The 19930-nt window shown below is 72.7% G+C and carries 18 protein-coding genes; 9 read left to right on the top strand and 9 right to left on the bottom strand.

The annotated features are described in order from the left end of the window. Nucleotides 1–129: 129 nt before the first annotated feature. Complete coding sequence (locus tag ABT122_RS22460) at nucleotides 130–819, bottom strand: class I SAM-dependent methyltransferase (RefSeq protein WP_351554975.1); 690 nt, start codon at nucleotides 817–819, stop codon at nucleotides 130–132. Nucleotides 820–1060: 241 nt separating this feature from the next. Here ABT122_RS22460 and ABT122_RS22455 point away from each other — a divergent pair, with 241 nt between their 5' ends. Further along, on the top strand, nucleotides 1061–1690 hold the full coding sequence (locus tag ABT122_RS22455; protein ID WP_351554972.1) for a CGNR zinc finger domain-containing protein: 630 nt from the start codon (nucleotides 1061–1063) through the stop codon (nucleotides 1688–1690). Here the strand turns inward: ABT122_RS22455 and sodX are convergent. Further along, entirely contained in the window at nucleotides 1594–2013 is a 420-nt protein-coding gene (gene sodX / locus ABT122_RS22450; RefSeq protein WP_351554969.1) for a nickel-type superoxide dismutase maturation protease, read from the bottom strand. The two genes, ABT122_RS22455 and sodX, sit on opposite strands and share 97 nt — an antisense overlap. Before the next feature lie 151 nt (nucleotides 2014–2164). Here sodX and sodN point away from each other — a divergent pair, with 151 nt between their 5' ends. The 3 genes from sodN to ABT122_RS22435 all read left to right on the top strand — a co-directional run bounded on the left by sodN (nucleotide 2165) and on the right by ABT122_RS22435 (nucleotide 5053). Then, nucleotides 2165–2560: a superoxide dismutase, Ni gene (sodN, locus tag ABT122_RS22445; RefSeq protein ID WP_351554966.1), complete on the top strand. Its 396-nt coding sequence runs from the start codon at nucleotides 2165–2167 to the stop codon at nucleotides 2558–2560. A gap of 136 nt (nucleotides 2561–2696) precedes the next feature. After that, nucleotides 2697–3875 (top strand): DUF1266 domain-containing protein, encoded by a 1179-nt coding sequence (locus tag ABT122_RS22440; RefSeq protein WP_351554963.1) that lies wholly within the window; start codon nucleotides 2697–2699, stop codon nucleotides 3873–3875. Then, a complete protein-coding gene (locus tag ABT122_RS22435) occupies nucleotides 3872–5053 on the top strand; it encodes a DUF1266 domain-containing protein (RefSeq protein ID WP_351554960.1) in 1182 nt (393 codons plus the stop codon). Before ABT122_RS22440 ends, ABT122_RS22435 begins: the two co-directional genes overlap by 4 nt. 105 nt (nucleotides 5054–5158) lie before the next feature. Here the strand turns inward: ABT122_RS22435 and ABT122_RS22430 are convergent, their stop codons facing one another. Then, entirely contained in the window at nucleotides 5159–7201 is a 2043-nt protein-coding gene (locus ABT122_RS22430) for a glycosyltransferase (protein WP_351554957.1), read from the bottom strand. 488 nt (nucleotides 7202–7689) lie between these two features. Here ABT122_RS22430 and ABT122_RS22425 point away from each other — a divergent pair, with 488 nt between their 5' ends. Next, the gene (locus ABT122_RS22425; protein WP_351554954.1) at nucleotides 7690–8298 is read left to right on the top strand and encodes an NUDIX hydrolase; all 609 of its coding nucleotides are present in this window, start codon (nucleotides 7690–7692) and stop codon (nucleotides 8296–8298) included. A gap of 293 nt (nucleotides 8299–8591) precedes the next feature. Further along, nucleotides 8592–10892, top strand: a complete 2301-nt coding sequence (locus ABT122_RS22420) for a peptidoglycan recognition protein family protein (protein WP_351554951.1) — start codon at nucleotides 8592–8594, stop codon at nucleotides 10890–10892. Nucleotides 10893–10986: 94 nt separating this feature from the next. Here ABT122_RS22420 and ABT122_RS22415 read toward each other — a convergent pair whose 3' ends face one another. After that, nucleotides 10987–11946, bottom strand: coding sequence for a LysR family transcriptional regulator (locus ABT122_RS22415; RefSeq protein WP_351554948.1), 960 nt, complete (start codon nucleotides 11944–11946; stop codon nucleotides 10987–10989). 177 nt (nucleotides 11947–12123) lie between these two features. On the opposite strand from ABT122_RS22415, the gene snpA reads away from it, so the two are divergent. After that, on the top strand, nucleotides 12124–12774 hold the full coding sequence (gene snpA / locus ABT122_RS22410) for a snapalysin (protein ID WP_351554945.1): 651 nt from the start codon (nucleotides 12124–12126) through the stop codon (nucleotides 12772–12774). 96 nt (nucleotides 12775–12870) lie between these two features. On the opposite strand, the gene ABT122_RS22405 is transcribed toward snpA, so the two are convergent. From ABT122_RS22405 to ABT122_RS22390, 4 genes are all read right to left on the bottom strand, one after another. Next, a complete protein-coding gene (locus ABT122_RS22405; protein ID WP_351554942.1) occupies nucleotides 12871–13314 on the bottom strand; it encodes a DUF6304 family protein in 444 nt (147 codons plus the stop codon). A gap of 49 nt (nucleotides 13315–13363) precedes the next feature. Beyond that, complete coding sequence (locus ABT122_RS22400; protein WP_351554939.1) at nucleotides 13364–13579, bottom strand: hypothetical protein; 216 nt, start codon at nucleotides 13577–13579, stop codon at nucleotides 13364–13366. A gap of 221 nt (nucleotides 13580–13800) precedes the next feature. Then, complete coding sequence (locus tag ABT122_RS22395; RefSeq protein ID WP_351554996.1) at nucleotides 13801–14832, bottom strand: family 2 encapsulin nanocompartment cargo protein polyprenyl transferase; 1032 nt, start codon at nucleotides 14830–14832, stop codon at nucleotides 13801–13803. Between the two features lie 145 nt (nucleotides 14833–14977). Further along, nucleotides 14978–16399 (bottom strand): family 2B encapsulin nanocompartment shell protein, encoded by a 1422-nt coding sequence (locus ABT122_RS22390; protein ID WP_351554936.1) that lies wholly within the window; start codon nucleotides 16397–16399, stop codon nucleotides 14978–14980. 292 nt (nucleotides 16400–16691) lie between these two features. Here ABT122_RS22390 and ABT122_RS22385 point away from each other — a divergent pair, with 292 nt between their 5' ends. Both ABT122_RS22385 and ABT122_RS22380 read left to right on the top strand, forming a co-directional pair. Then, complete coding sequence (locus ABT122_RS22385) at nucleotides 16692–17282, top strand: N-acetylmuramoyl-L-alanine amidase (RefSeq protein ID WP_351554933.1); 591 nt, start codon at nucleotides 16692–16694, stop codon at nucleotides 17280–17282. Between the two features lie 103 nt (nucleotides 17283–17385). Next, a complete protein-coding gene (locus ABT122_RS22380; RefSeq protein ID WP_351554930.1) occupies nucleotides 17386–18333 on the top strand; it encodes a 1-aminocyclopropane-1-carboxylate deaminase/D-cysteine desulfhydrase in 948 nt (315 codons plus the stop codon). On the opposite strand, the gene ABT122_RS22375 is transcribed toward ABT122_RS22380, so the two are convergent. Then, on the bottom strand, nucleotides 18303–19910 hold the full coding sequence (locus tag ABT122_RS22375) for a Na+/H+ antiporter (RefSeq protein ID WP_351554928.1): 1608 nt from the start codon (nucleotides 19908–19910) through the stop codon (nucleotides 18303–18305). The two genes, ABT122_RS22380 and ABT122_RS22375, sit on opposite strands and share 31 nt — an antisense overlap. Nucleotides 19911–19930: the final 20 nt, after the last annotated feature.

Here is a 19930-nt window from a genome sequence, read left to right as displayed (position 1 = left end):
TCACAATATCTCTCCTTCTTGTTTTGTGTTTGTTTGGTTTCCTTTGTGGCTGGGGGGGGGGGGGGGGGGGCCCCCCCCCCCGGGCCCCCCCCCCCCCCTCTCCCGTGCCGGGCGCCCGGGCTGCCCGGGCTACTTCAGCGCGAGCAGCAGGCTGTCGGAGGGCGAGGCCCAGACCGCGCGGGCCTCGCCGAACCCGGCCGCGCGCAGGGTCTCGGCGTGCCACTGGAGGGAGGGGGTCTCGCCGTCCGCGTGCTCGCCGAAGATCTCGAAGCGGCGGGCGGTGGGCCCGGCCAGGGCCGGGTCCCGGCGGGCGAGGGCCCACCACTCGGCCCAGTCGACCGCGCCGGCCGCCCTGGCCCGGTCCATCCCGGTGTGCCGGTGGGCGCGCTCGGCGGCGTTGATCCGCGGGGTGGAGCGGTCGACCATGCGGTCGGCGTTCATCAGGACGCCGCCGTCGCGGACGAGCCCGGCGAGCCGCCCGTAGAGCGCGGCGAGGGGGCCGAGGCGCAGCCAGTGCAGGGCCGTCGCCGTGAGCACGGCGTCATAGCCGTCGTGCGGGAGGGCCTCGGTCCAGTCGGGGGCGGTGAGGTCGGCGGTGACGAGGGTGACGCGGTCGTCACCGGCGAAGTGGCCGCGGGCGATGGCCAGCAGGGCGGGGTCGAGATCGACGCCCGTGCTGGTGGCGTCCGGGAACCGCCGGAGCAGCCGGTCCGTGATACTTCCTGTACCGCACGCGAGGTCCAGTACCCGGGGTGCGGGGCCGACGGTGGCCTCCACCATGTCCAGCATCACCCGGAACCGCTCCTCGCGGTCGGGCATGTACCACTCCTGCTGACGGTCCCAGCTCCGCTGCCAGGCCCGCCAGTCGGTGCCCCCCGTCCCGGCTCCCGTCCCCGCTCCCGCCCCGGCCCCCGGCTCAGCCCCTGCTCCCGCTTCCGTCCCCGCTCCTGGCCCTGCTTCCGTCCGCGACACCGGAACCCTCCCATGTGTAATACCCTGAATGCAGGATCATCCATTACTTTTGCCCACTGACCATAGACCGCCCTGGTAAGGACTACAAGTGGAACTGGCCTCTTACTCGGACTTCGCCGTACGCCTGGTCAACACCGAGGAGCCGGCGCGCGGCAAGGACTCCCTCACCTCCGTCGAGGCCGTGCGGGAGCTGTTCGGCGCCTCCCGCCAGGCCGCCCGGCGCGCCACCGACTCCGATGTGACCCGCTTCCGCTCGGTCCGGGGCAGACTGCGGGCGGTCTTCGCCGCAGCCGACGCCGGGGAGGAGACCCACGCCGTCGACCTGCTCAACTCCCTGCTGCTGGAGTTCCCCGTCAGCCCGCAGATCTCCGGCCATGACTTCCGGGACGACGACGGCCGCCCGAAGTGGCACATGCACCTGGCCGACCACCCGTCGAACGCCACCGCCGGATACGCGGCCATCGCCGCGATGGGCCTGGCGATCCATCTGACGGAGCACGGTGTCGACCGGCTGGGCCTGTGCGAGGCGGCGCCCTGCCGCAACGCCTATCTCGACACCTCGACCAACCGCTCCCGCCGCTACTGCTCCGACCGCTGCGCCACCCGGGCCAATGTGGCGGCCTACCGCGCCCGCAAACGCCTGGAGACCGAGCGCGCGCAGAGCACCGGCCGCACGGCCGAGAACGCCCAGGAGACCAGCGCGAGCACCGAGCGCTGATCCGGGTCGCGCGGCCGGTACCGGCCGCGCACCCGCCCGAGGAGCAACTCGGGGGGCACGGCCCCGAAGACCCGGCTGTCCCCCTCGGCCCCCGGGTTGTCCCCGAGCACCCACCAGCCGCCACCGCGCCGCTCCGCCAGCCGTTTGACGATGAGCAGATCCTGCTGGAGCGGATGGCGCAGCACCGCGACATCGCCGGGCCTCACCTGAGCGCCGTAGTGCACCAGCAGCCGGTCGCCCTGCCGCAGCGTCGGGTACATCGACGGCCCGGTCACCTCGGCCACTCCGAACGGCGCCGTCGGCTCCCGTCCCTGCTCGGTCATCCGCCACCTCCGGCTCCCAGAGTACGGTCGGCCAGGGGTCGTACAAGGACCCCGGACTTTCGACCTAAGCACTAGGGGGCACTCGCGAAAACGGGGCTCTCACGGAGTAATGTCCCCCCTTGAGAAGACGATCACGAGGAAGGACTGCCCCATGCTCTCCCGCCTGTTTGCCCCGAAGGTGAAGGTCAGTGCCCACTGCGACCTTCCGTGCGGTGTCTACGACCCGGCCCAGGCCCGGATCGAGGCCGAGTCGGTGAAGGCCGTCCAGGAGAAGTTCCAGGCCAATGACGACCCGCACTTCCGGGCCCGCGCCACGGTCATCAAGGAGCAGCGCGCCGAGCTGGCCAAGCACCACGTCTCGGTGCTGTGGAGCGACTACTTCAAGCCGCCGCACTTCGAGAAGTACCCCGAGCTGCACCAGCTGGTGAACGACACCCTGAAGGCGCTGTCCGCCGCCAAGGCGTCCACCGACCCGGCGACGGGCCAGAAGGCGCTGGACTACATCTCCCAGATCGACAAGATCTTCTGGGAGACCAAGAAGGCCTGACCCACCCGGCCGCGCGCCCGGTGACCGCACCCGGTCCATGGATTCCTCCTCGCGGGGGAACCGGTGGGCCGGGTGCGGACGTATATCCCCGCACCTGGCGCGTCTCCGCCCCGGTCCCGTTTCATAGGATCGGTCCGTGACAACGGGGACGGGGACGGGGACGGGTGCGGACACCGGCTGGGTGCCGCCGACGGAGGTCGAGCGGAGACTGCGCGAGGCGCACGCCCGAGGCAGCCGGGACGAGCTGATCGACGCGCTCTCCCGGAGCAGGCTCTATGTGCTCACCGCGCGGCTGCACGCCGACACCCCGGGCTTCACCCCGCCGCCGGTGCCGGCGCGGGAGCCCTCGGGCCGCCGGATGTGCCTGCCGGTGCTGACCGCGGGCATGCTGCCGCCCTGGCACCCCGAGTGGGTGTTCCGGCAGACCAGTCTGGCCGAGCTGGCCCGCACCTGGCCGGACAACCGGTGGCGGCTCGGTGTCAACCACGGCACCCCGGGCGCCATAGCGGTCGACGCCCGCCCGCGCAGGCGCCGGGAGTGGCTCGCCGCCCGTGTCCGCTCCGGCGGCCCGGCGAGAATCGGACTGCTCACCCACGGCGGCGGACCGCTGCACGGACCGCTCGCCCACGGCCTGGCGGTCGGCGCCCATCTCGCCGTGCTCAACGGGCTGGTCTGGAACCAGCTCGGCACGGTGTACGAGGAGTACGCGCTGGACATCGCCCGGCTGGAGCACCCCTGGCGGATCGGCAACCGGGCCGGGTACGAGCAGGTCCTCAGCTCCCTGATGGCGACCCGGCTCATCGGCCGCACCCATGAGTCCGCGCTGCGTCTGCGGCGCTCCCTCGCGGCCCGGCTCGGCCGCACCCCGTCGTCCGCCGAGTGGCGCGAGGCCGCCGCCCTGGACCGGGCCCGGCGCGGGGTGTCCGACGCGGACGCCGCGGAGTCGGAGGAGGCACTCGGCCGGATCGAGAAGTACGAGGAGCTGCTCCGGGCCGAGGGGGTGCTGGCACCCGGCGCCCGGGTCGACAGCCTGGCCGCCTTCGACCACGGCCGGGCGGTCAATGTCGTACGGCTGGCCCTGGGCGCGCGCTACTGCGATCCGGCCCAGGCCGAGCAGTCGGTGCTGCGGATCGGGGCGCTGGCCCGTCAGGCGTACGGGTCCTGGGAGGAGTTCGCCCTCGGCTACGCGCTGGCCCGGCTGATCCACTTCGACGACGAGGACGCGTCGGGGACGGTCCGCCGGGAGACCCTCGCCCAGCACCGCGTCCTCACCCGGGACCCCGCCGGCCCCTACCGGAACATCCCGTGGTCATGAAGCGGCGCCGGCGCGCCCCCGAGCCCCCGGCCCACGGGCCCCCCTGGACACCGCCGTCCGAGACGGAGCGGGCGCTGTACGAGGCGGGGGCGCGGGGCGGCCCGGAGGCCCAGCTGCGGGTGCTGGCGGGCGCCGAGCTGTACATCGCCGTCCCGAGGGCGGAGGCGGACGCGGAGCCGGACCGGATCGTCTGGCGGGCGCACCGCGACGAGGCGGGCCGCGACTGCCGGCCGGTGCTGACGCGCGGAGTGCTGCCGCCGTGGCACCCCGACTGGGTCTTCCACGGGGTGACCCTGAAGTGGATCGCCGAGTTCGGCTGGCGGGACCCCCGGCAGCTCCTGTCGGTCAACACCGGCACCCCCGGCCGGCTCCTCTTCCCCGCGGCGCCGCACGACCGGGCGCTGTGGCTGCGGTACTTCGCGGAGCACGACCGCCCCGACGGGGAGCGGCTGATCGCCCTGCGGCACGGGGCGCTGCACGGGCCGCTCGCCTACGGCCTGGCCTGCGGGGCGCATCTGGCGATCGGGAACGGTGTGCCGTGGAACGAGGTCGGCACGGTCTACCACGACTACGTCCAGCAGCTGGCGTCGCTCCGCGACGGCTGGGGCATCACCGGCCGCGCGGAGTGGCAGGAGCAGCTGAGCCTGCTGCTGGACGCCCGCAACAGCCCGCCGGAGCACGATTTCGCGCTGCGGGTGCGGGAGCGGCTGCGGGCCGGTCTCGGCGAGCCGCCCCCGGCCGACCTGTGGCGGGAGACCGCCGCCGGGCACGCCCAGGACGTGGGGGCCGAGCCCCGGGCGGTGAAGGGCGTCGAGGAGCTGGTGCGGCGGATCGTGCGGTACGAGGCCCGGTTCCGGGCCGACGGTCTGCTGCCGCCGGACGGCCGGGTCACCACCACGGTCGCCCACGACTACGGGCGGGCGGTGAATCTGGCGCGCTGGGGACTGGCCGCCCGGTTCTGCCATCCGCACGAGGCCGAGCAGGCGATCGTGTACGCGGGGGCGCTGGGCAAGTCGGCCTACCACTCGTGGGAGGAGTTCTCCGCCGGGTACGCGCTGGGCCGGGTGCTCCGCTTCGACGGGGAGGAGTACGGCCGCGTCTACGAGGAGAACGTGACCGCCCACCGGCTGCTGACGGAGAACGAGGGCAGCCCCTGGCGGAACATCCCCTGGCGCTGAGCGGGCGCGGACAGCGGGAAGCCCGGCCGGGCGGTCCCGGCCGGGCTCTCGGTCCGGCTCCTCCCCCTCGGTCCGCCCGGGGGAGGGAAACGTCACTGCGGACGGTCAGGTGGTGCGCAGCCCCAGCCGGCGGCGCAGTCCGGTGACCGGGTCGACGAACGCGACCCGCACGGTGAAAACCTGCCGCTTGTCCAGCGGCTTGGCGTAGGCGGGCAGGCCCAGCCGGCGGAAGCGGGAGGTGGGGACCCCCGCGGTGGCGGGCACCCAGACCGTGGCCGTGAGATCCGGCGCGCTGAGCGCCAGCGACAGCTCCCAGGTGCCGGTGGGCAGCACCCGCCCGGAGAACGCCTTGGCGAGGTCGACCCGCAGCTCGAAGGGGCCGGGCGAGCCGAACTCCCCGCGCTGGAAGCCGCGCAGGTCTATGGTGCGGTCCTTGTCGGTGGCCCGGACGACCAGGTCGTCGGAGCTGATTCCGGCGTTGAGCCGCCCGGTGATCGCCAGCACCCCTGAGGTGCCGGTGGCCCAGACGGCCTGCTCGATCTTCACATGCGACTGGAGGCGGTGCTTGCGCTGGCCGACGTCCAGGGTGAAGTTGTCGTACGGCTTGGTGAAGTACGGGGTGACGACCTGCGAGGTGCCGTCGGCGGTGCGGTTCAGCCGGGGGCCGGGCGAGGAGTCGATGGACCCGGCGCGCTTGTTGCCGGCCCGGCCCTCCTTGAGGATGCCCTGGCTGCGGACCCGCAGATGGAGGTCCCAGAGCCCCGGGGGCAGCTCCTTGCCGTCCGCCGCGGTGAGGGTGTCGATCCGGACGGAGAACCCGGCGTTCCCGTAGTCGTGGAGCCCGTCGGTGTCCTCGGGGGCGGGGCCGCTCCCGGCCGGGAAGCTGTACTCCACCCCGCTGTCGCGCTCCCGCAGCACGGCCTCGATGGCGGTGTCCACGGTGTCGACGGTGTCGATGTAGGCGTGGCCGGAGAGGTCGAGCTGTGAGCCGTCCAGCTCGGCGGTGGCCAGATGGTGCCGGACGGACAGCTCGCGGGTGATGTCGTAGCAGTGGTCCGGGACGGCCCGGGAGGCGTCCCGGAAGTAGGGGTAGGCGCCGTAGGCGCGGCCCTTCTCGACGACCGTCCCGCCGGCCGCCCTGTCCCGCTTGCGGGCGCCCTCGAAGCGGTGCAGCTCGCGCAGCTCCTCCAGCATGCCGTGGCGGGCGAAGTACAGCCGGAGCCGGTGCATCGCGGGGTAGCGGGCCACCAGTTCGTCGCTGAGGTTGGCGCTGATCAGCCGCTGGATGTCGGCGAGGGCCGAGTCGCGTATCTCCGGCTCGGTCTCGCGGAGCAGATGGCGCAGCGCGGACTTGATGTCGACGTCGAAGTGGCGGCGGAGCAGGATGTCCCGCTTGGTGCTGTCCTTGACCTCGCGGGCGAGCAGCTCGAACATCGCGCTCAGGTACTTGATGCGCGGGTGGGTGCCGCGGGTGGTGCGGGTGACGTTGTTGCCGTCCTCGCGCTCGACCCAGTAGTAGCAGTCGTAGTCGGCGACCACGGATATCGCGGCGGCGTGGAGATACGCCATCGAGACGAAGGGCTGGTCCTCGCCGGTGCGCATATCGGTGCGGAACCGGAGGCCGAGGCGCTCGATCAGCTCGCGGCGGAAGAGCTTCAGCGGGTTGAGCGTCCAGTAGACCCGGGAGGTGAAGACATCGGTCTTGGGCTGGTTGCGCTGGAACATCGACTTGGGCGCGCCCCGGCCGCCGACGCCGACCATCTTGCCGAGCACCACGTCGGAGCCGTTGGTGTCGGCCATGGAGACCATGCGCTCCAGGGCCTCGTCGCCGAGGTAGTCATCGGCGTCGAGGAAGAAGATGAAGCGGCCGCGGGCCAGCTCGATGCCCGCGTTGCGGGGGGCCGAGGGGCCACCGGAGTTCTTCTGGTGCACCACCGTGACCACGGTGGGGAACTCCGCCGCCAGCCGGTCCAGCTCCTCGCCGGTGCCGTCCGTTGAGCCGTCGTCGACCACGATCAGCTCGATGCGGTCCCGGCCGATCGTCTGGTCGACCACGGAGCGCACACACCGGGTCAGATAGGGCATCGCGTTGTAGGCGCCCACGATGACGGAGACATCGGGAACGGCCGCATCCGGCACACGGTTCACAAAAATCTACCTTCTGGTAACGGAGGAGACACTGCCGCGGGCACCGCCGCACGCACGACGCCCCACCACGCACCGGCGGCTGGGCCGCGCCGATGACTCCGTGGTACGCGGTGGCCGTGCCGACAGCGGGGGACCGCGCGGGCGACCAGGATGAATGTCATCTTAGCAGTGCATATTCCCGGTAATTTGCTATTCACTTCAGCGAATAGCCCTCGGCGGAGGGCTCCGGGCGCCCGGAGCGGACCGCCGGCGCCGGGGGCGAAACGGCCTTTCGGCTGCTCGGAAGCGGGCGGGGCGGCGCTCCCGCGCCGCGCGCCGGCACCCCTCCGGGGTCGGGCGGGGCGGCCGGGGGTGCCGGTTATCACGTGATCGGGCGGAAGGGCACACGTTGCTCCATCCGGGTGACGGACAAGTGGGAAGGCCCGGCCGCCGACGAGGACAGTGGTGCCGACAGATCACATGGACGCATTTTTGCGAGGAGTTGGGCCATGCGCTGGACCGTCCACGGGGAACGCCAGATCTACGACAACCCCTGGGTCAACCTCTGGCTCGCCGATGTACAGCAGCCCGACGGGGTCCGGCTGGAGCACCATGTGGTGCGGATGCGGCATCTGGCGGTCGCCGCCGTGGTGGACGACCGGCGCCGGGTCCTCATGATGTGGCGGCACCGCTTCATCACCGACACCTGGGGCTGGGAGCTGCCGATGGGGCTGATCGAGCCCGGGGAGACCCCGGCCCAGACGGCGGCCCGGGAGGTCGAGGAGGAGACCGGCTACCGGGTGGACCGGGTCCGGCCCCTGGTGTACGCGCAGCCGGCGAACGGCATCACCGACTCCGAGCACCATGTCTTCCGGGCCGACGGCGCGGTCTGGTCCGGGCCGCCGACGGAGCTGAACGAGTCGGACCGGATCGAGTGGGTCCCGCTCCACGAGGTGCGGGCCCTGATCGACAGCCGCCAGGTGGTGAGCGGCGGAAGCCTGGTCGGGCTGCTGTATCTGCTGCTCGACGAGGCGACCCGCCCCGCGAACGGCCCCGCGGCCGGTTCCGCGCACAGCCCCGCGAAGGACCCCGCCCCGGACGCGGGGGCCCGCCCCTGACCCGGCCCCGCCCCTCCCCGGTGGCCGGGGGACACGGCCCCTGACGGCCGGAGGACACCGCCCCCGACGGCCGGACGCCCGGTGTCCACAGGAGTCACACGGCACCGGGCGGCTATCACCGGGAGATGGGACCGCCCCCGTCATCGGCTTCCGGCCAACACCGGACGGATTCGACGTGAATCTGACGCAACTTCAGCCGATCACGGCGGAAACACCTGCCCACTGAAACGATCTCTCCTACCTCTCGGGTAGCTTGCGGCGCAGCAGTGCGACGGAAGGATGTCCGAACCGAAATGAAGACGCGTCGTTGGGTGGGGGCGGCCTCCGTTGTGGCCGCGACAGTGGCCGGAGTCCTGGTCGTCCAGGGTGCGACCGGTCAGCCCGTCGAGGGCAGGACGGTGGACAGCGCGAAGCCGGGCCCCGTCAAGAGCGCGCAGCGGACCGCGCCGCTCAAGGTGAGCGGCGGCTCCGCCGTGCTCGGCAAGCAGGACGCCAAGAGGTTCAGCATGCTCGGGGTGACCTGGGCCGATCCGTCCGCCCGGGTCACGGGCACGGTGGAGGCGCGCACTCGCGGGGCCGGCACCGGCACCTGGTCGCCCTGGCTGGAGCTGGACAGCAGCACCGTCGCACCGGGCGACGAGAGCGGTGCGCGCGGCGGCACCGAGCCCGCCTGGGTCGGCCCGTCCGACGGTGTGGAGGTCCGGGTCCAGGGCAGGTCCACCGGGCTGCCCCGGGGCCTTCAGCTCCATATGATCGACCCCGGCAGCGGCAAGGTCTCGGCCATGGAGCCCGCGGCCTTCGCCGCGGACGCCACGCCGGTGCCCGCCGCCACGGAGACCGGTGGGGCTCCGGCGCCGGAGCCGCCCGCGCAGTCGCCCCCGGCCTCCGGCCCGGCGCCGACGGAGACGGCCACTCCCACGACGGCCCCGGCCACCACCCCGGCGCCGTCGTCACCGCCCGTATCGGTCTCCCCGAAGCCCCCGGAGTCGGTCGAGCCGTCCACGGTGGGGCCCTCGCCCTCCACCTCCGCGCCGACGCCCACTCCCACCCCGAGCGCTCCGGCGTCCACCGCTCCCAAGCCGCCGATCACGGACCGGGCGGGCTGGGGCGCGGACGAGTCCATCAGCCCCGAGGCCCCGGGCTACCTCCCCGGCGGGAGGATCAAGGCCGCGGTGGTGCACCACACCACCGGCTCCAACAGCTACACCTGCGCCGAGGCACCCGCGCTGGTGCGCGGCATCTACGCGTACCACGTCACCGGTCTGAAGTGGAAGGACATCGGCTACAACTTCCTGGTCGACAAGTGCGGAGTGGTGTACGAGGGCCGCAAGGGCGGGGTGGACCAGCCCGTGATGGGCGCCCACAACTACGGCTTCAACTCCGAGACCACCGGCATCTCCGTCCTGGGCAGCCATGACCTCGTGGCGCCCTCCCGGGCGGCGCTGACCTCCGTGGCACGGGTCGCCGCCTGGAAGCTCGGCCAGTACGGGGTGTCGCCGACCGGGACCGCCACGATGATCCCGGGCGCCGACGGGAAGAACCTCAGGAACGAGACCTGGAAGAAGGGGGTGCCCCTCGACCGGCCCGCCATCTTCGCCCACCGGGACAGCGATGTCACCGTCTGCCCCGGGGACTTCCTCTACAGCCAGATGCCGGCCATCCGCGAGATGGCGGGCGGAAAGGTCGACGGTCTCGCCGTCACGTCGGTGGCGGGCGCGGGCCTGGCCGGCTCGACGTACTACACCAAGGGCACCGTCACGGTGAACTGGTCGGCCACCACCCCGGCCGCCCTGGTCTCCGGCTATGAGCTGCTCGTGGACGGCAGGGTCGCGGCCACCACCGCGGGCACCGCCACCTCCGCCCGCGCCACCCTCACCCCCGGCAGCCACAAGGTGCAGATCCGCGGTCTCCACCAGTCCGGCAACAGGAGCGGGCTCAGCTCCCCGGTCACCGTCGTCGCCGAGACCACGGCGCCGGCTTTCCCCACCAAGCCCGGTCTGACCCTGCGCAAGGCCACGGTGGACACCCGGGCCGTGCCGCTCACCCTGGGCTGGAAGGCGGGCGACAACAGCGCGCTGAAGGAGGTCAGGCTCACCGCCCCGGTGGCCAGGACCTACGGCCCCACCGTCACCGGCGCCTCGCACACGGCCGCATCGGGTGTGGCGACGAAGTGGTCGCTCACCGCGCACGACCAGGCCGGCAACACCGGCTCCGCCTCGGTCAGCGGTACGCCGGTGATCCTCCAGGAGTCGTCGGCGACCAAGTCCGGCGCCTGGTCGACCAAGTCGTCCACCAGCTACCTCGGCGGCAAGTCGTACTCCAGCAGCTCCAAGAACGCCGCGCTGACCTGGACCTTCACCGGCCGCTCGGCCGCCCTGGTGGTCTCGCGCGCCACGACCTCAGGACAGGCGCACATCTACGTCGACGGCAAGAAGACCGACACCGTCGACCTGAAGTCGGCCTCGACGAAGTACCGCGACGCGCTGTGGACCAAGTCCTGGTCCACGAGCGCCAAGCACACGGTCAAGATCGTGGTCGTCGGCACCAAGGGGAGGCCCGCCATCACCACCGACGGGCTCGTCTATCTGAAGTGACCGGGCCCTCGGCCCGCACCCGGCCCCCGCGCCCCGTCCAGGGCGCGGGGGCCGGGTGCGATCGGGCCGGGCGGCCCCGCCGGACGGCTCGCGGTCAGGCCGCCGGGGTGGTCAACAGGGGGCTCTTGTGGCGGAGGAGCCACTGGCGGTAGGCCGCCGCCCCCGACGCCACCTCCCGATACGCCGCCACCAGGTCCGCGTACACCCCCTCGTGGTCCTCCCCCGTCCCGCCGGACGAACACCACAGCAACCGCACCGCCAGCGGGTCCCCCCTCAGCGGCCGGATCGCCATGTCCTCCCGGGGTCCCGACGTCGGCTGGCAGGGCGCCACCGCCTCTCCCACCGCCACCAGCGACGCCGCCGTGTGGTAATCCCCGTGCAGCACCGAGGGGTTCAGCCCGGCCGCCGCCAGCACCCGGCGGAGCCCGTCCCACTCCCCGTCCACCGTCGGGTCGACGATCCACCGGTCGTCCGCCAGGTCCGCCAGCTCCACCACCGCCGCCGAGGCCGCCGGGTGACCGGACGCCAGCGAGACGAACTGCGGCTCGCGCTCGACCAGAACGCGTACATCGAGCCCTCCTGGCATCAGCAGCGGGCACCCCTCCACCTCGTGGACGAAGACCACATCGAGCTGGCCGGCCGCGGCCATCCGCAGCAGCGCGTTGGCGGAGACATCCATGTGCAGCGAGATGTCGGTGCCCGGCAGCCGCTGCCGCAGCCGCCCCAGCCAGCCGGGCAAGGCGCGGCTCGCGGTGGAGCCGATCCGCAGCCGGGGCCCGTCCGAACAGGCCGCCGCCGCCTTGGCCTCGACCACGAGCGCGGTCATCTCCGCGAGCAGCGGCCGGGCCCGGGTGAGTACGGCGCGGCCCACCGGCGTCGGCCGGCAGCCGGAGCGCTCCCGCCAGAAGAGCGCGCTGCCGAGCGCGTTCTCGATCCGCCTGAGCTGGGTCGTCAGCGACGGCTGACTGACCCCCAGCTGCCGGGCCGCCTTGTGCAGGCTGCCGCTGTCCGCAATGGCGCACAGGGCGCGGAGATGCCTCACATCCAGCTCCATGCCCCGAGGGTATGACCGCCTCCAGCCGCCACACCAGACACACAGTTCGGGCCAGAGCGGACGGACATGGACATGACGATTCACTGGTGTTATCGCGAGTTGGCATCATCCGCGAACCGCTTCCCTGCCCGAAACTCGCCGTACCGAATCCGTTCACCGGACGAGTAGGAGCCCCCCATGCGTCACCCCAGAGCCGCCTTCTCCGCCGCCCTCGGCGTCGCCCTCGCCGCCGCCCTCGGCGCCGTCCCCGCGTCGGCCGCCACAGCGTCCCCCGCCGCGGCGCCCGTTCCCTCGTATGTCGCGTACGAGGGGTCCGCCGAGGACGTGAAGGCGACGAAGGCCTTCTTCGAGGCGGTCGTGAAGTCCGTCGCCGAGAAGCGCGCCGCCAACCCGGGAGCCCGGGTCGTGACCGTCACCTACAGCGCCGCCAACGCCCCGAGCTTCCGCTCCCAGATAGCCCGCAGCACCCAGGTCTGGAACAGCTCGGTCGCCAATGTGCGGCTCCAGGAGGGCGGCAACCCGAGCTTCCGCTACTACGAGGGCAATGACGCCCGGGGCTCGTACGCGAGCACCGACGGCCACGGCCGCGGCTACATCTTCCTCGACTACCGGCAGAACCAGCAGTACAACTCCAACCGGGTCACCTCGCACGAGACCGGCCATGTGCTCGGTCTGCCCGACAACTACCGCGGCCCGTGCAGCGAACTGATGTCCGGCGGCGGCCCCGGCACCTCCTGCCAGAACGACACGCCGAACGCGAACGAGCGCGCCCGGGTGAACGCCCTGTGGGCCAACGGCCTCGCGTCGGCGATGAAGAGCGTCTCCTGACGGCCGGAGCGAACCGATGAGACGAGGGGCGTCCCGCCGGTGACCCGGTGGGGCGCCCCTCGGCGGGCCGGCGGGGAGAGGGTGCGGACGGGTCGGTCAGACGTCCGCCGAGGTGAGGGTCGCCAGCTCGGCCCCGTGCGGCAGCTGTTTCTGGATGCGGTCGAGCGCGTTGTCGAAGTCGCCCCCGGCCACTCCTGATTCATAGGCCGCCCCGCCGTAGTGGAGCGTGAGATTGAGATCCGCCCGATCGAGTGACCCCTCGGGCCTCAGTTCGCCGAGCGTCAGCAGACAGCTGAGCGTGGCCCGTTCCACCGTGCCGTCGTCCGCGTGGACGGGCAGCGGTATGTCCCACTCCAGTACGCAGGAGGAGAGCACGCCCTCCGATCCCGCTGCCTCCAGGGCGGCGAACGCCGCACCCTCGTACTCAACACCCCTGATGCGCGTGCGCAGTTGCCGTCCGTGCGCCGCGATCGTGACCGCTTCCGCGCCACGTCGGTCGCGGTACCAGCCCGCCCAGACTTCAGTCGACTCCGATGACATGGCGCGGACTGTAGCGGTACGGGACACCCCGCCGAACAGCAGGGATGGCTCAGACCGTGCGGGTGCCGGCGCCGGGGCGCTCCGCCGGGTGCCCGGAGGGGCCCTCGGCGCAGTCGGGGTTGCGGCAGGGACCCGGGCCCCAGGAGGGGACAAAGGCCCCCAGAGTCTTGCGTCGCTCGATGACGGTACCGACGGGCTGTCCGCACGACGGGCACCGGAGCCCGGTCTGCGGGCCGCGGACGGTCCGGCGTCCTTCGCTGCCCATGCGTCCAGGGTACGGCGGCCCGGCGGCCCGCGCCCGGCGGCCGGCCCGCCCGGCGGTACCGCCGCCGGCCCTTCGCCGAGCGGAGTGGTTTCCGCCGGATTCCCGGCACCCCGGCACCCCGGCACCCCGGCACCCCGGCATCCGGCAGAAACCACTCCATCCATAGTGCTCCATCCGCAGTGGTTCGATGGGCAGTGAGGGCCGGCCGGGCGGACCGCGCCTCAGCGGGTGCGGCGGGTGACGAACTCCGCAAGCGCCAGCAGCTCCCCCGCCGCGTCCGGGTCCGGCACCGCCCGGGACAGCTCCAGCACCGCCCGCGACATCCGGTCCGCCGCCTGGAGCTGGGCCCAGTCCCGGCCCCCGGCCCGCTCCACCGCGTCGGCGGCGCAGCGCACGGCCGCCCCGGTCATGGGCCCCTGGTACAGCTCGGCCAGCTCCGCGCCGGCCGGGGTGCCCGAGCCGAGGGCCGCCACCACCGGCAGGGACTTCTTGTGCGCGGCGAGATCGGCCCCCGCGGGCTTCCCGGTCCGTCCGGGGTCCCCCCAGATGCCGATCAGATCGTCGATCAGCTGGAAGGCGAGCCCGGCCTCCCGCCCGAAGGCGTCCAGCGCCCGGGCCGCCTCCTGCCCGGCCCCCGCGTAGAGCGCGCCGAGGGCGCAGGCGCAGCCCAGCAGCGCCCCGGTCTTGGCGGTCGCCATGGCCAGACACTCGTCGAGGGAGACATCGTGCGGCCCCCGGTCCTCGAAGGCGCAGTCCGACTGCTGCCCGGCGCACAGCTCGATCACACAGTCCGCGAGCCGGGCGGAGGCGGCGGCCGAGGCGGGGTGGCCGTCCTCGGCGAGCAGCCGCATCGCCAGGGCGTGGAGCGCGTCCCCGGTGATGATGGCGTCGGCGGTGCCGAAAACCGTCCAGGCGGTGGGGCGGTGGCGGCGGGTGGGGTCCTCGTCCATGACGTCGTCGTGGAGCAGGGTGAAGTTGTGCACCAGCTCCACGGCGACGGCGGCCCGCACGGCGCGGCCCGGGTCGCCGCCGAGGGCCCTGGTCGCGGCCAGCACCAGCGCCGGACGGATGGACTTGCCGGCGGCTCCGGCGGCCGGGGCGCCATGGGCGTGCTCCCAGCCGAAGTGGTACGCCGCGACCCGGCCGAGCGGGCCGGGCAGTGACGCCACACTGGCGCGCAGCAGCGGGTCGACGGTTTCGCGGGCGTGTTCCAGGAGAGCGAGGGCCTCACGGCCCTCCAGGGCCTCCGACATGGTCACCTGGCTTCTGTCCTTTCCGGGTGGGGTCGTCCGGTGGCGCGGCCGGGGGCGGCGGGCGCCGAGAGACACCCCCGGCCGCGCGTGAGGTGGCCCGCTCCGGCGAGCGGGCCCGGAGCAGCACCTCACCGGTGCCGGCGGCTCAGCTCCAGCGGCTCACCTCGACGTTCTCCAGCACTCCGAGCGCGTCGGGGACCAGCACGGCGGCCGAGTAGTAGGCCGTGACCAGGTAGGAGATGATCGCCTGCTCGTCGATGCCCATGAACCGGACGGAGAGGCTCGGCTCGATCTCGTCCGGGATGCCGGCCTGCTGGAGTCCGACCACGCCCTGGTCGGACTCGCCGGTGCGCATGCAGATGATGGAGGTGGTGCGGGCCTCGGTGACCGGGATCTTGTTGCACGGGAAGATCGGCACTCCGCGCCAGGCCGGCACATGGCTGCCGCCGACATCCACGCTCTCGGGGACGAGCCCGCGCCGGTTGCACTCGCGCCCGAAGGCGGCGATGGCGCGCGGGTGGGCGAGGAAGAGCCGGGAGCCGCGCCGGCGGGAGAGGAGTTCGTCCATGTCGTCGGGGGTGGGAGCGCCGTCGTGCGGCTGGAGGCGCTGGGAGTAGTCGCAGTTGGCGAGGAGCCCGAACTCGCGGTTGTTGACCAGCTCGTCCTCCTGGCGCTCCCGCAGCGCCTCGACGGTGAGCCGCAGCTGCTGCTCGGTCTGGTTCATCGGCTGGTTGTAGAGGTCGGCGACCCTGCTGTGGACCTTCAGCACGGTCTGGGCGACGCTCAGCTCGTACTCCCGGGGAGCGGCCTCGTAGTCGACGAAGGTGTGGGGAACGAACACCTCGCCGACATGGCCGGCGGAGAGGTCGATGGCGGCCTCGCCGTACTTGTTGGTCCGCTGCCGCGGCTGGGCCGCCACCTCGGCCAGATGGGTGCGCAGGGACGCGGCGCGCACCGCGAGGTTCAGCACGTCGTCCCGGGTCAGGACGAGGACCGTGCAGGCGGTGGCGGCGCGGGCGGTGTACTGCCAGGTGGCGTCGGCCGCCAGCAGCGAGCGCTCGCCCAGATAGGCGCCGTCGGCGAGGACGTTGACCACGGCCTCGTCGCCGTAGGGCCCCTCGCCGAGCTGTTCGACCTTGCCGTGGGCGAGCAGCAGGACGCGGTCCTCGGCCGTGCCGGCCTCGGCGAGCAGCTGGCCCGCCGCGTACTCCCGCTGTTCGCAGCGCCCGGCCAGCTCGGTGAGGACGGACTCGTCGCCGAAGTCGCGCAGGGCGGGCAGTTCCCCCAGCTCCGCGGGGACGACCGAAACCCGGCCGCCGGTCTGGACGAAGGTGACGCGCCCGTCGCCGACCGCGTAGGTCAGCCGGCGGTTCACCCGGTAGGTGCCGCCCTGGACCTGGACCCATGGGAGCATCCGCAGCAGCCACCGGGAGGTGATCTCCTGCATCTGCGGGACGGACTTGGTGGTGGTCGCGAGATTCCGCGCGGCAGCGGTGCCGAGGCTCTGCTGCTGTGGCTGCTGCTGCCCGGCGCCCTCGCCGGCAGTGCCAACCGAACCGACCGACATAGAAGTGTCCTCTCGATCATACGTTTGTGCTGTAGGCCATCTGTTCGCCGTCGGCCCACAGGCAGAAGCCTTTCAGCACGGAGAGTCCTGGCACCATTACACAAACGGATGGGACTACTTTCATTCCGGAGTGGGCATAGGGGGCGCGATTACGGGAAACGGCCGACGAGTTGACCGGATCGGATCGCACGCCGTCCGAACGCATGGCCCTGAAGCGGCTATTGGAGTAAAAGCAGTAAATGCACAGTACGGACCGTTCCGTACACACTCCTCGCACTTCAGGGAGCCGGTTTTGTCCTCACCCATGTCCGCGAACCGCTTTCTCGACGTCCTGCGCGACGAGGGGCTGGAGGTCGTCGAGGTCGGCGACTGGCGCACACACAACCGCAACAGCAAGGGACCCTGGGGCCCGGTTCACGGCGTGATGCTCCATCACACCGTGACCAAGGGCACCGCGAACAGCGTCGCGCTCTGCCGCGACGGCCGCAGCGATCTGCCCGGACCGCTCTGCCACGGAGTCATCGCCAAGGACGGCACCGTCCATCTCGTCGGCTACGGCCGCGCCAACCACGCGGGCCTCGGTGACGACGAGGTGCTGCGCGCGGTCATCGCCGAGAAGGGACTTCCCGTCGACAACGAGGCCAACACCGACGGCAACCGCTACTTCTACGGATTCGAGTGCATCAATCTCGGCAACGGCGCGGACCCCTGGCCGGACGCCCAGCTGGAGGCGATCGAGAAGGCGTCCGCCGCGATCTGCCGGCACCACGGCTGGACCTCGCGCTCGGTGATCGGCCACAAGGAGTGGCAGCCGGGCAAGATCGACCCGCTGGGCTTCACCATGAACTCCATGCGGGAGCGCATCCACGAGCGCCTGAAGTAGACCGGCGGGCCCCGCCGCCCGGCCCCCTCCCGACCCGCCCACCGGCCCCCTCCCGACCCGCCCTCCCGGTATCGCCGCAGGTGGCGCGGGTGACAATGAGGGCATGTCCGCCGAAGCGCTCGACCTCACCGCCGCCCTGCGGCCCCGGCTGCCCTCCCCGGTCCAGCCGGTCGAGGACGAGCGCTTCGCGCGCCGGGGGATACGGCTGCTGCTCAAGCGCGACGATCTGATCCACCCGGATCTCCCGGGCAACAAATGGCGGAAACTCGCGCCCAATCTGCGCGCCGCCGCCGGCCGGCCGCTGCTGACCTTCGGCGGCGCCTACTCCAACCATCTGCGGGCCACGGCCGCGGCCGGCCGGCTGCTCGGCTGCGCCACGACCGGTGTGGTCCGGGGCGACGAGCTGGCCGGCCGCCCGCTCAACCCCTCCCTGGCGCGGTGCGCCGAGGACGGGATGCGGCTGGTCTTCGTGGACCGCTCGACCTACCGGCGCAAGGACGACCCGGCGGTGCTCGCCCGCATCGTGCGCGCGAGCGTGCCGGACGGCTCCGACGTCCAGGTGATCCCCGAGGGCGGCAGCAACGCCCCGGCCGCGCGCGGCTGCGCCGGCCTCGGGCGCGAGCTGGGCCGGAGCGCCGATGTGGTCGCGGTCCCCTGCGGCACCGCGGGGACCCTCGCGGGGCTCGCGGCGGGCCTCCCGCCGGGGGTGCGGGCGCTCGGCTTCCCGGTGCTGCGGGGAGGCTTCCTCGGCGCCGAGACGGAGCGCCTCCAGCGGGAGGCGTTCGGCGGGCGGACCGGCGACTGGTCGCTCGACGAGCGTTTTCATTTCGGTGGATACGCCCGTACATCACCAGAACTCACCCACTTCGCAGAAGAGTTCGAAAAGACCCATGGAGTGGCTCTTGAGCGTGTATATGTAGCCAAAATGCTCTATGGACTGACCGCTCTCGCCGCCGAGGGCGCCTTCGCCCGCGGGACCACCCTCGCGGCCGTCGTCACGGGCTCGCCGACGGCCCCCGCTCAGTCCGCGCCGCTCTCCTCCTCCCGGTAGGCGGCGGCCTCCTCCAGGTCCAGCCTCCGCAGCAGCGTGCGCAGCATCTCGTCGTCGATCCGCCGGGCGTCCCGCAGCCGGACGAAGACCGAGCGCTCGGCCTCGATCATCTCCCCGGCGAGCCGCCGGTAGGTGCCGTCCGCCGATTCCCCGGTGATCTCGTTGACCGCCCCGAGCCGCTCCCAGACGGCGTTGCGGCGGCGCTCCATGACCGTGCGCAGCCGGTCCTGGAGGGGCTCGGGCAGCGCGTTGGCCTCGTCGGTGAGGAGTTCGGCCAGCCGGCGCTCGGCGGCCTCGGAGGCCTCGTTCTGGGCCTGGGCCTCGGCGAGCGTCTCGGCCCGGGTGTCCCGCCGGGGCAGCTTCAGCGCCCGGATCAGCGCGGGCAGGGTCAGCCCCTGCACCACCAGCGTCCCGATCACGGTGGTGAAGGTGAGGAAGAGAATCAGGTTCCGGGCCGGGAAGGGGTCGCCGGACGAGGTGGTCAGCGGAATGGAGAAGGCGATGGCCAGCGAGACCACCCCGCGCATCCCGGCCCACCCCACGATCACCGGAGCCCGCCAGTCCACGCCCGGCTCCCGGGCCCTGATCCGCTTCGAGAGCCGGCGCGGCAGAAAGGTGGCCGGGAAGACCCAGACGTACCGCACCGCCACCACACAGGCGAAGACCCCGACGGCGTACCCCAGGGACTCGCCGACGCCGTAGGCGCCGAGCCCTTCGAGCACATACGGCAGCTGGAGGCCGATGAGCGCGAAGACGGCGGACTCCAGGATGAAGGCGACCATCTTCCACACGGCCTCCTCCTGGAGCCGGGTGGCGAAGTCGACCTGCCAGCGCCGGTGGCCGAGGTAGAGGCCGACGACGACCACGGCGAGCACACCGGAGGCATGGAACTGCTCGGCCGCCGCGTAGGCGACGAAGGGGATCAGCAGCGAGAGGGTGTTCTGGAGCAGCGCCTCCTTCAGATGGGTGCGGAGCCAGTGGATGGGGACCATCAGCAGCAGCCCGACACCGATCCCGCCGAGCGCCGCGAGGGCGAACTCGGCGATCCCCTCGCTCCAGCTCGCGCCCTCCCCGATCGCGGCGGCGACCGCGACCCGGAACGCGGTGATCGCGGTCGCGTCGTTCACCAGGGACTCCCCCTGGAGGATGGTGGTGATCCGGCTCGGCAGCCCCAGCTTCCGGGCGATCGCGGTCGCCGCGACGGCGTCCGGCGGCGCCACGACCGCGCCGAACACCAGCGCGGCGGTCAGCGGCAACTGGGGCACGAGCTGATGAGTGAGCCAGCCGACGGCGACCGTCGCGAAGAGCACGTACCCGACCGAGAGCAGCGCGACGGGCCGGGCGTTGGCCCGCAGATCGAGGTACGAGCTGTCCAGCGCGGCGAGGTGCAGCAGCGGCGGCAGCACCAGCGGCAGCACGATGTGCGGATCGAGCGTGTAGTCGGGCACACCGGGGATGTACGCGGCGACCAGCCCCGCGGTGACCAGGAGCAGCGGGGCGGGTACGGGGGTGCGGCGGGCCGCGCCGGCGATCACGGCGCTGACCGCGATCAGCGCCACCAGGGGCAGTGCGTCCATGCGGTGTACCTCCACCACGG

Origin of the sequence: Streptomyces sp. NPDC001985 (assembly GCF_040296845.1) — a bacterium.
Lineage (GTDB): Bacteria > Actinomycetota > Actinomycetes > Streptomycetales > Streptomycetaceae > Streptomyces.
This window is presented reverse-complemented; position numbering and strand designations above follow the sequence as displayed.

Coding starts and splice junctions, on each gene's coding strand:
- ABT122_RS22435 (WP_351554960.1), top strand. CDS start 3,872: ATGAAGCGGCGCCGGCGCGCCCCCGAGCCCCCGGCCCACGGGCCCCCC.
- ABT122_RS22425 (WP_351554954.1), top strand. CDS start 7,690: ATGCGCTGGACCGTCCACGGGGAACGCCAGATCTACGACAACCCCTGG.
- sodN (WP_351554966.1), top strand. CDS start 2,165: ATGCTCTCCCGCCTGTTTGCCCCGAAGGTGAAGGTCAGTGCCCACTGC.
- ABT122_RS22390 (WP_351554936.1), bottom strand. CDS start 16,399: ATGTCGGTCGGTTCGGTTGGCACTGCCGGCGAGGGCGCCGGGCAGCAG.
- ABT122_RS22395 (WP_351554996.1), bottom strand. CDS start 14,832: ATGTCGGAGGCCCTGGAGGGCCGTGAGGCCCTCGCTCTCCTGGAACAC.
- sodX (WP_351554969.1), bottom strand. CDS start 2,013: ATGACCGAGCAGGGACGGGAGCCGACGGCGCCGTTCGGAGTGGCCGAG.
- snpA (WP_351554945.1), top strand. CDS start 12,124: ATGCGTCACCCCAGAGCCGCCTTCTCCGCCGCCCTCGGCGTCGCCCTC.
- ABT122_RS22405 (WP_351554942.1), bottom strand. CDS start 13,314: ATGTCATCGGAGTCGACTGAAGTCTGGGCGGGCTGGTACCGCGACCGA.
- ABT122_RS22420 (WP_351554951.1), top strand. CDS start 8,592: ATGAAGACGCGTCGTTGGGTGGGGGCGGCCTCCGTTGTGGCCGCGACA.
- ABT122_RS22460 (WP_351554975.1), bottom strand. CDS start 819: ATGCCCGACCGCGAGGAGCGGTTCCGGGTGATGCTGGACATGGTGGAG.
- ABT122_RS22415 (WP_351554948.1), bottom strand. CDS start 11,946: ATGGAGCTGGATGTGAGGCATCTCCGCGCCCTGTGCGCCATTGCGGAC.
- ABT122_RS22375 (WP_351554928.1), bottom strand. CDS start 19,910: ATGGACGCACTGCCCCTGGTGGCGCTGATCGCGGTCAGCGCCGTGATC.
- ABT122_RS22380 (WP_351554930.1), top strand. CDS start 17,386: ATGTCCGCCGAAGCGCTCGACCTCACCGCCGCCCTGCGGCCCCGGCTG.
- ABT122_RS22400 (WP_351554939.1), bottom strand. CDS start 13,579: ATGGGCAGCGAAGGACGCCGGACCGTCCGCGGCCCGCAGACCGGGCTC.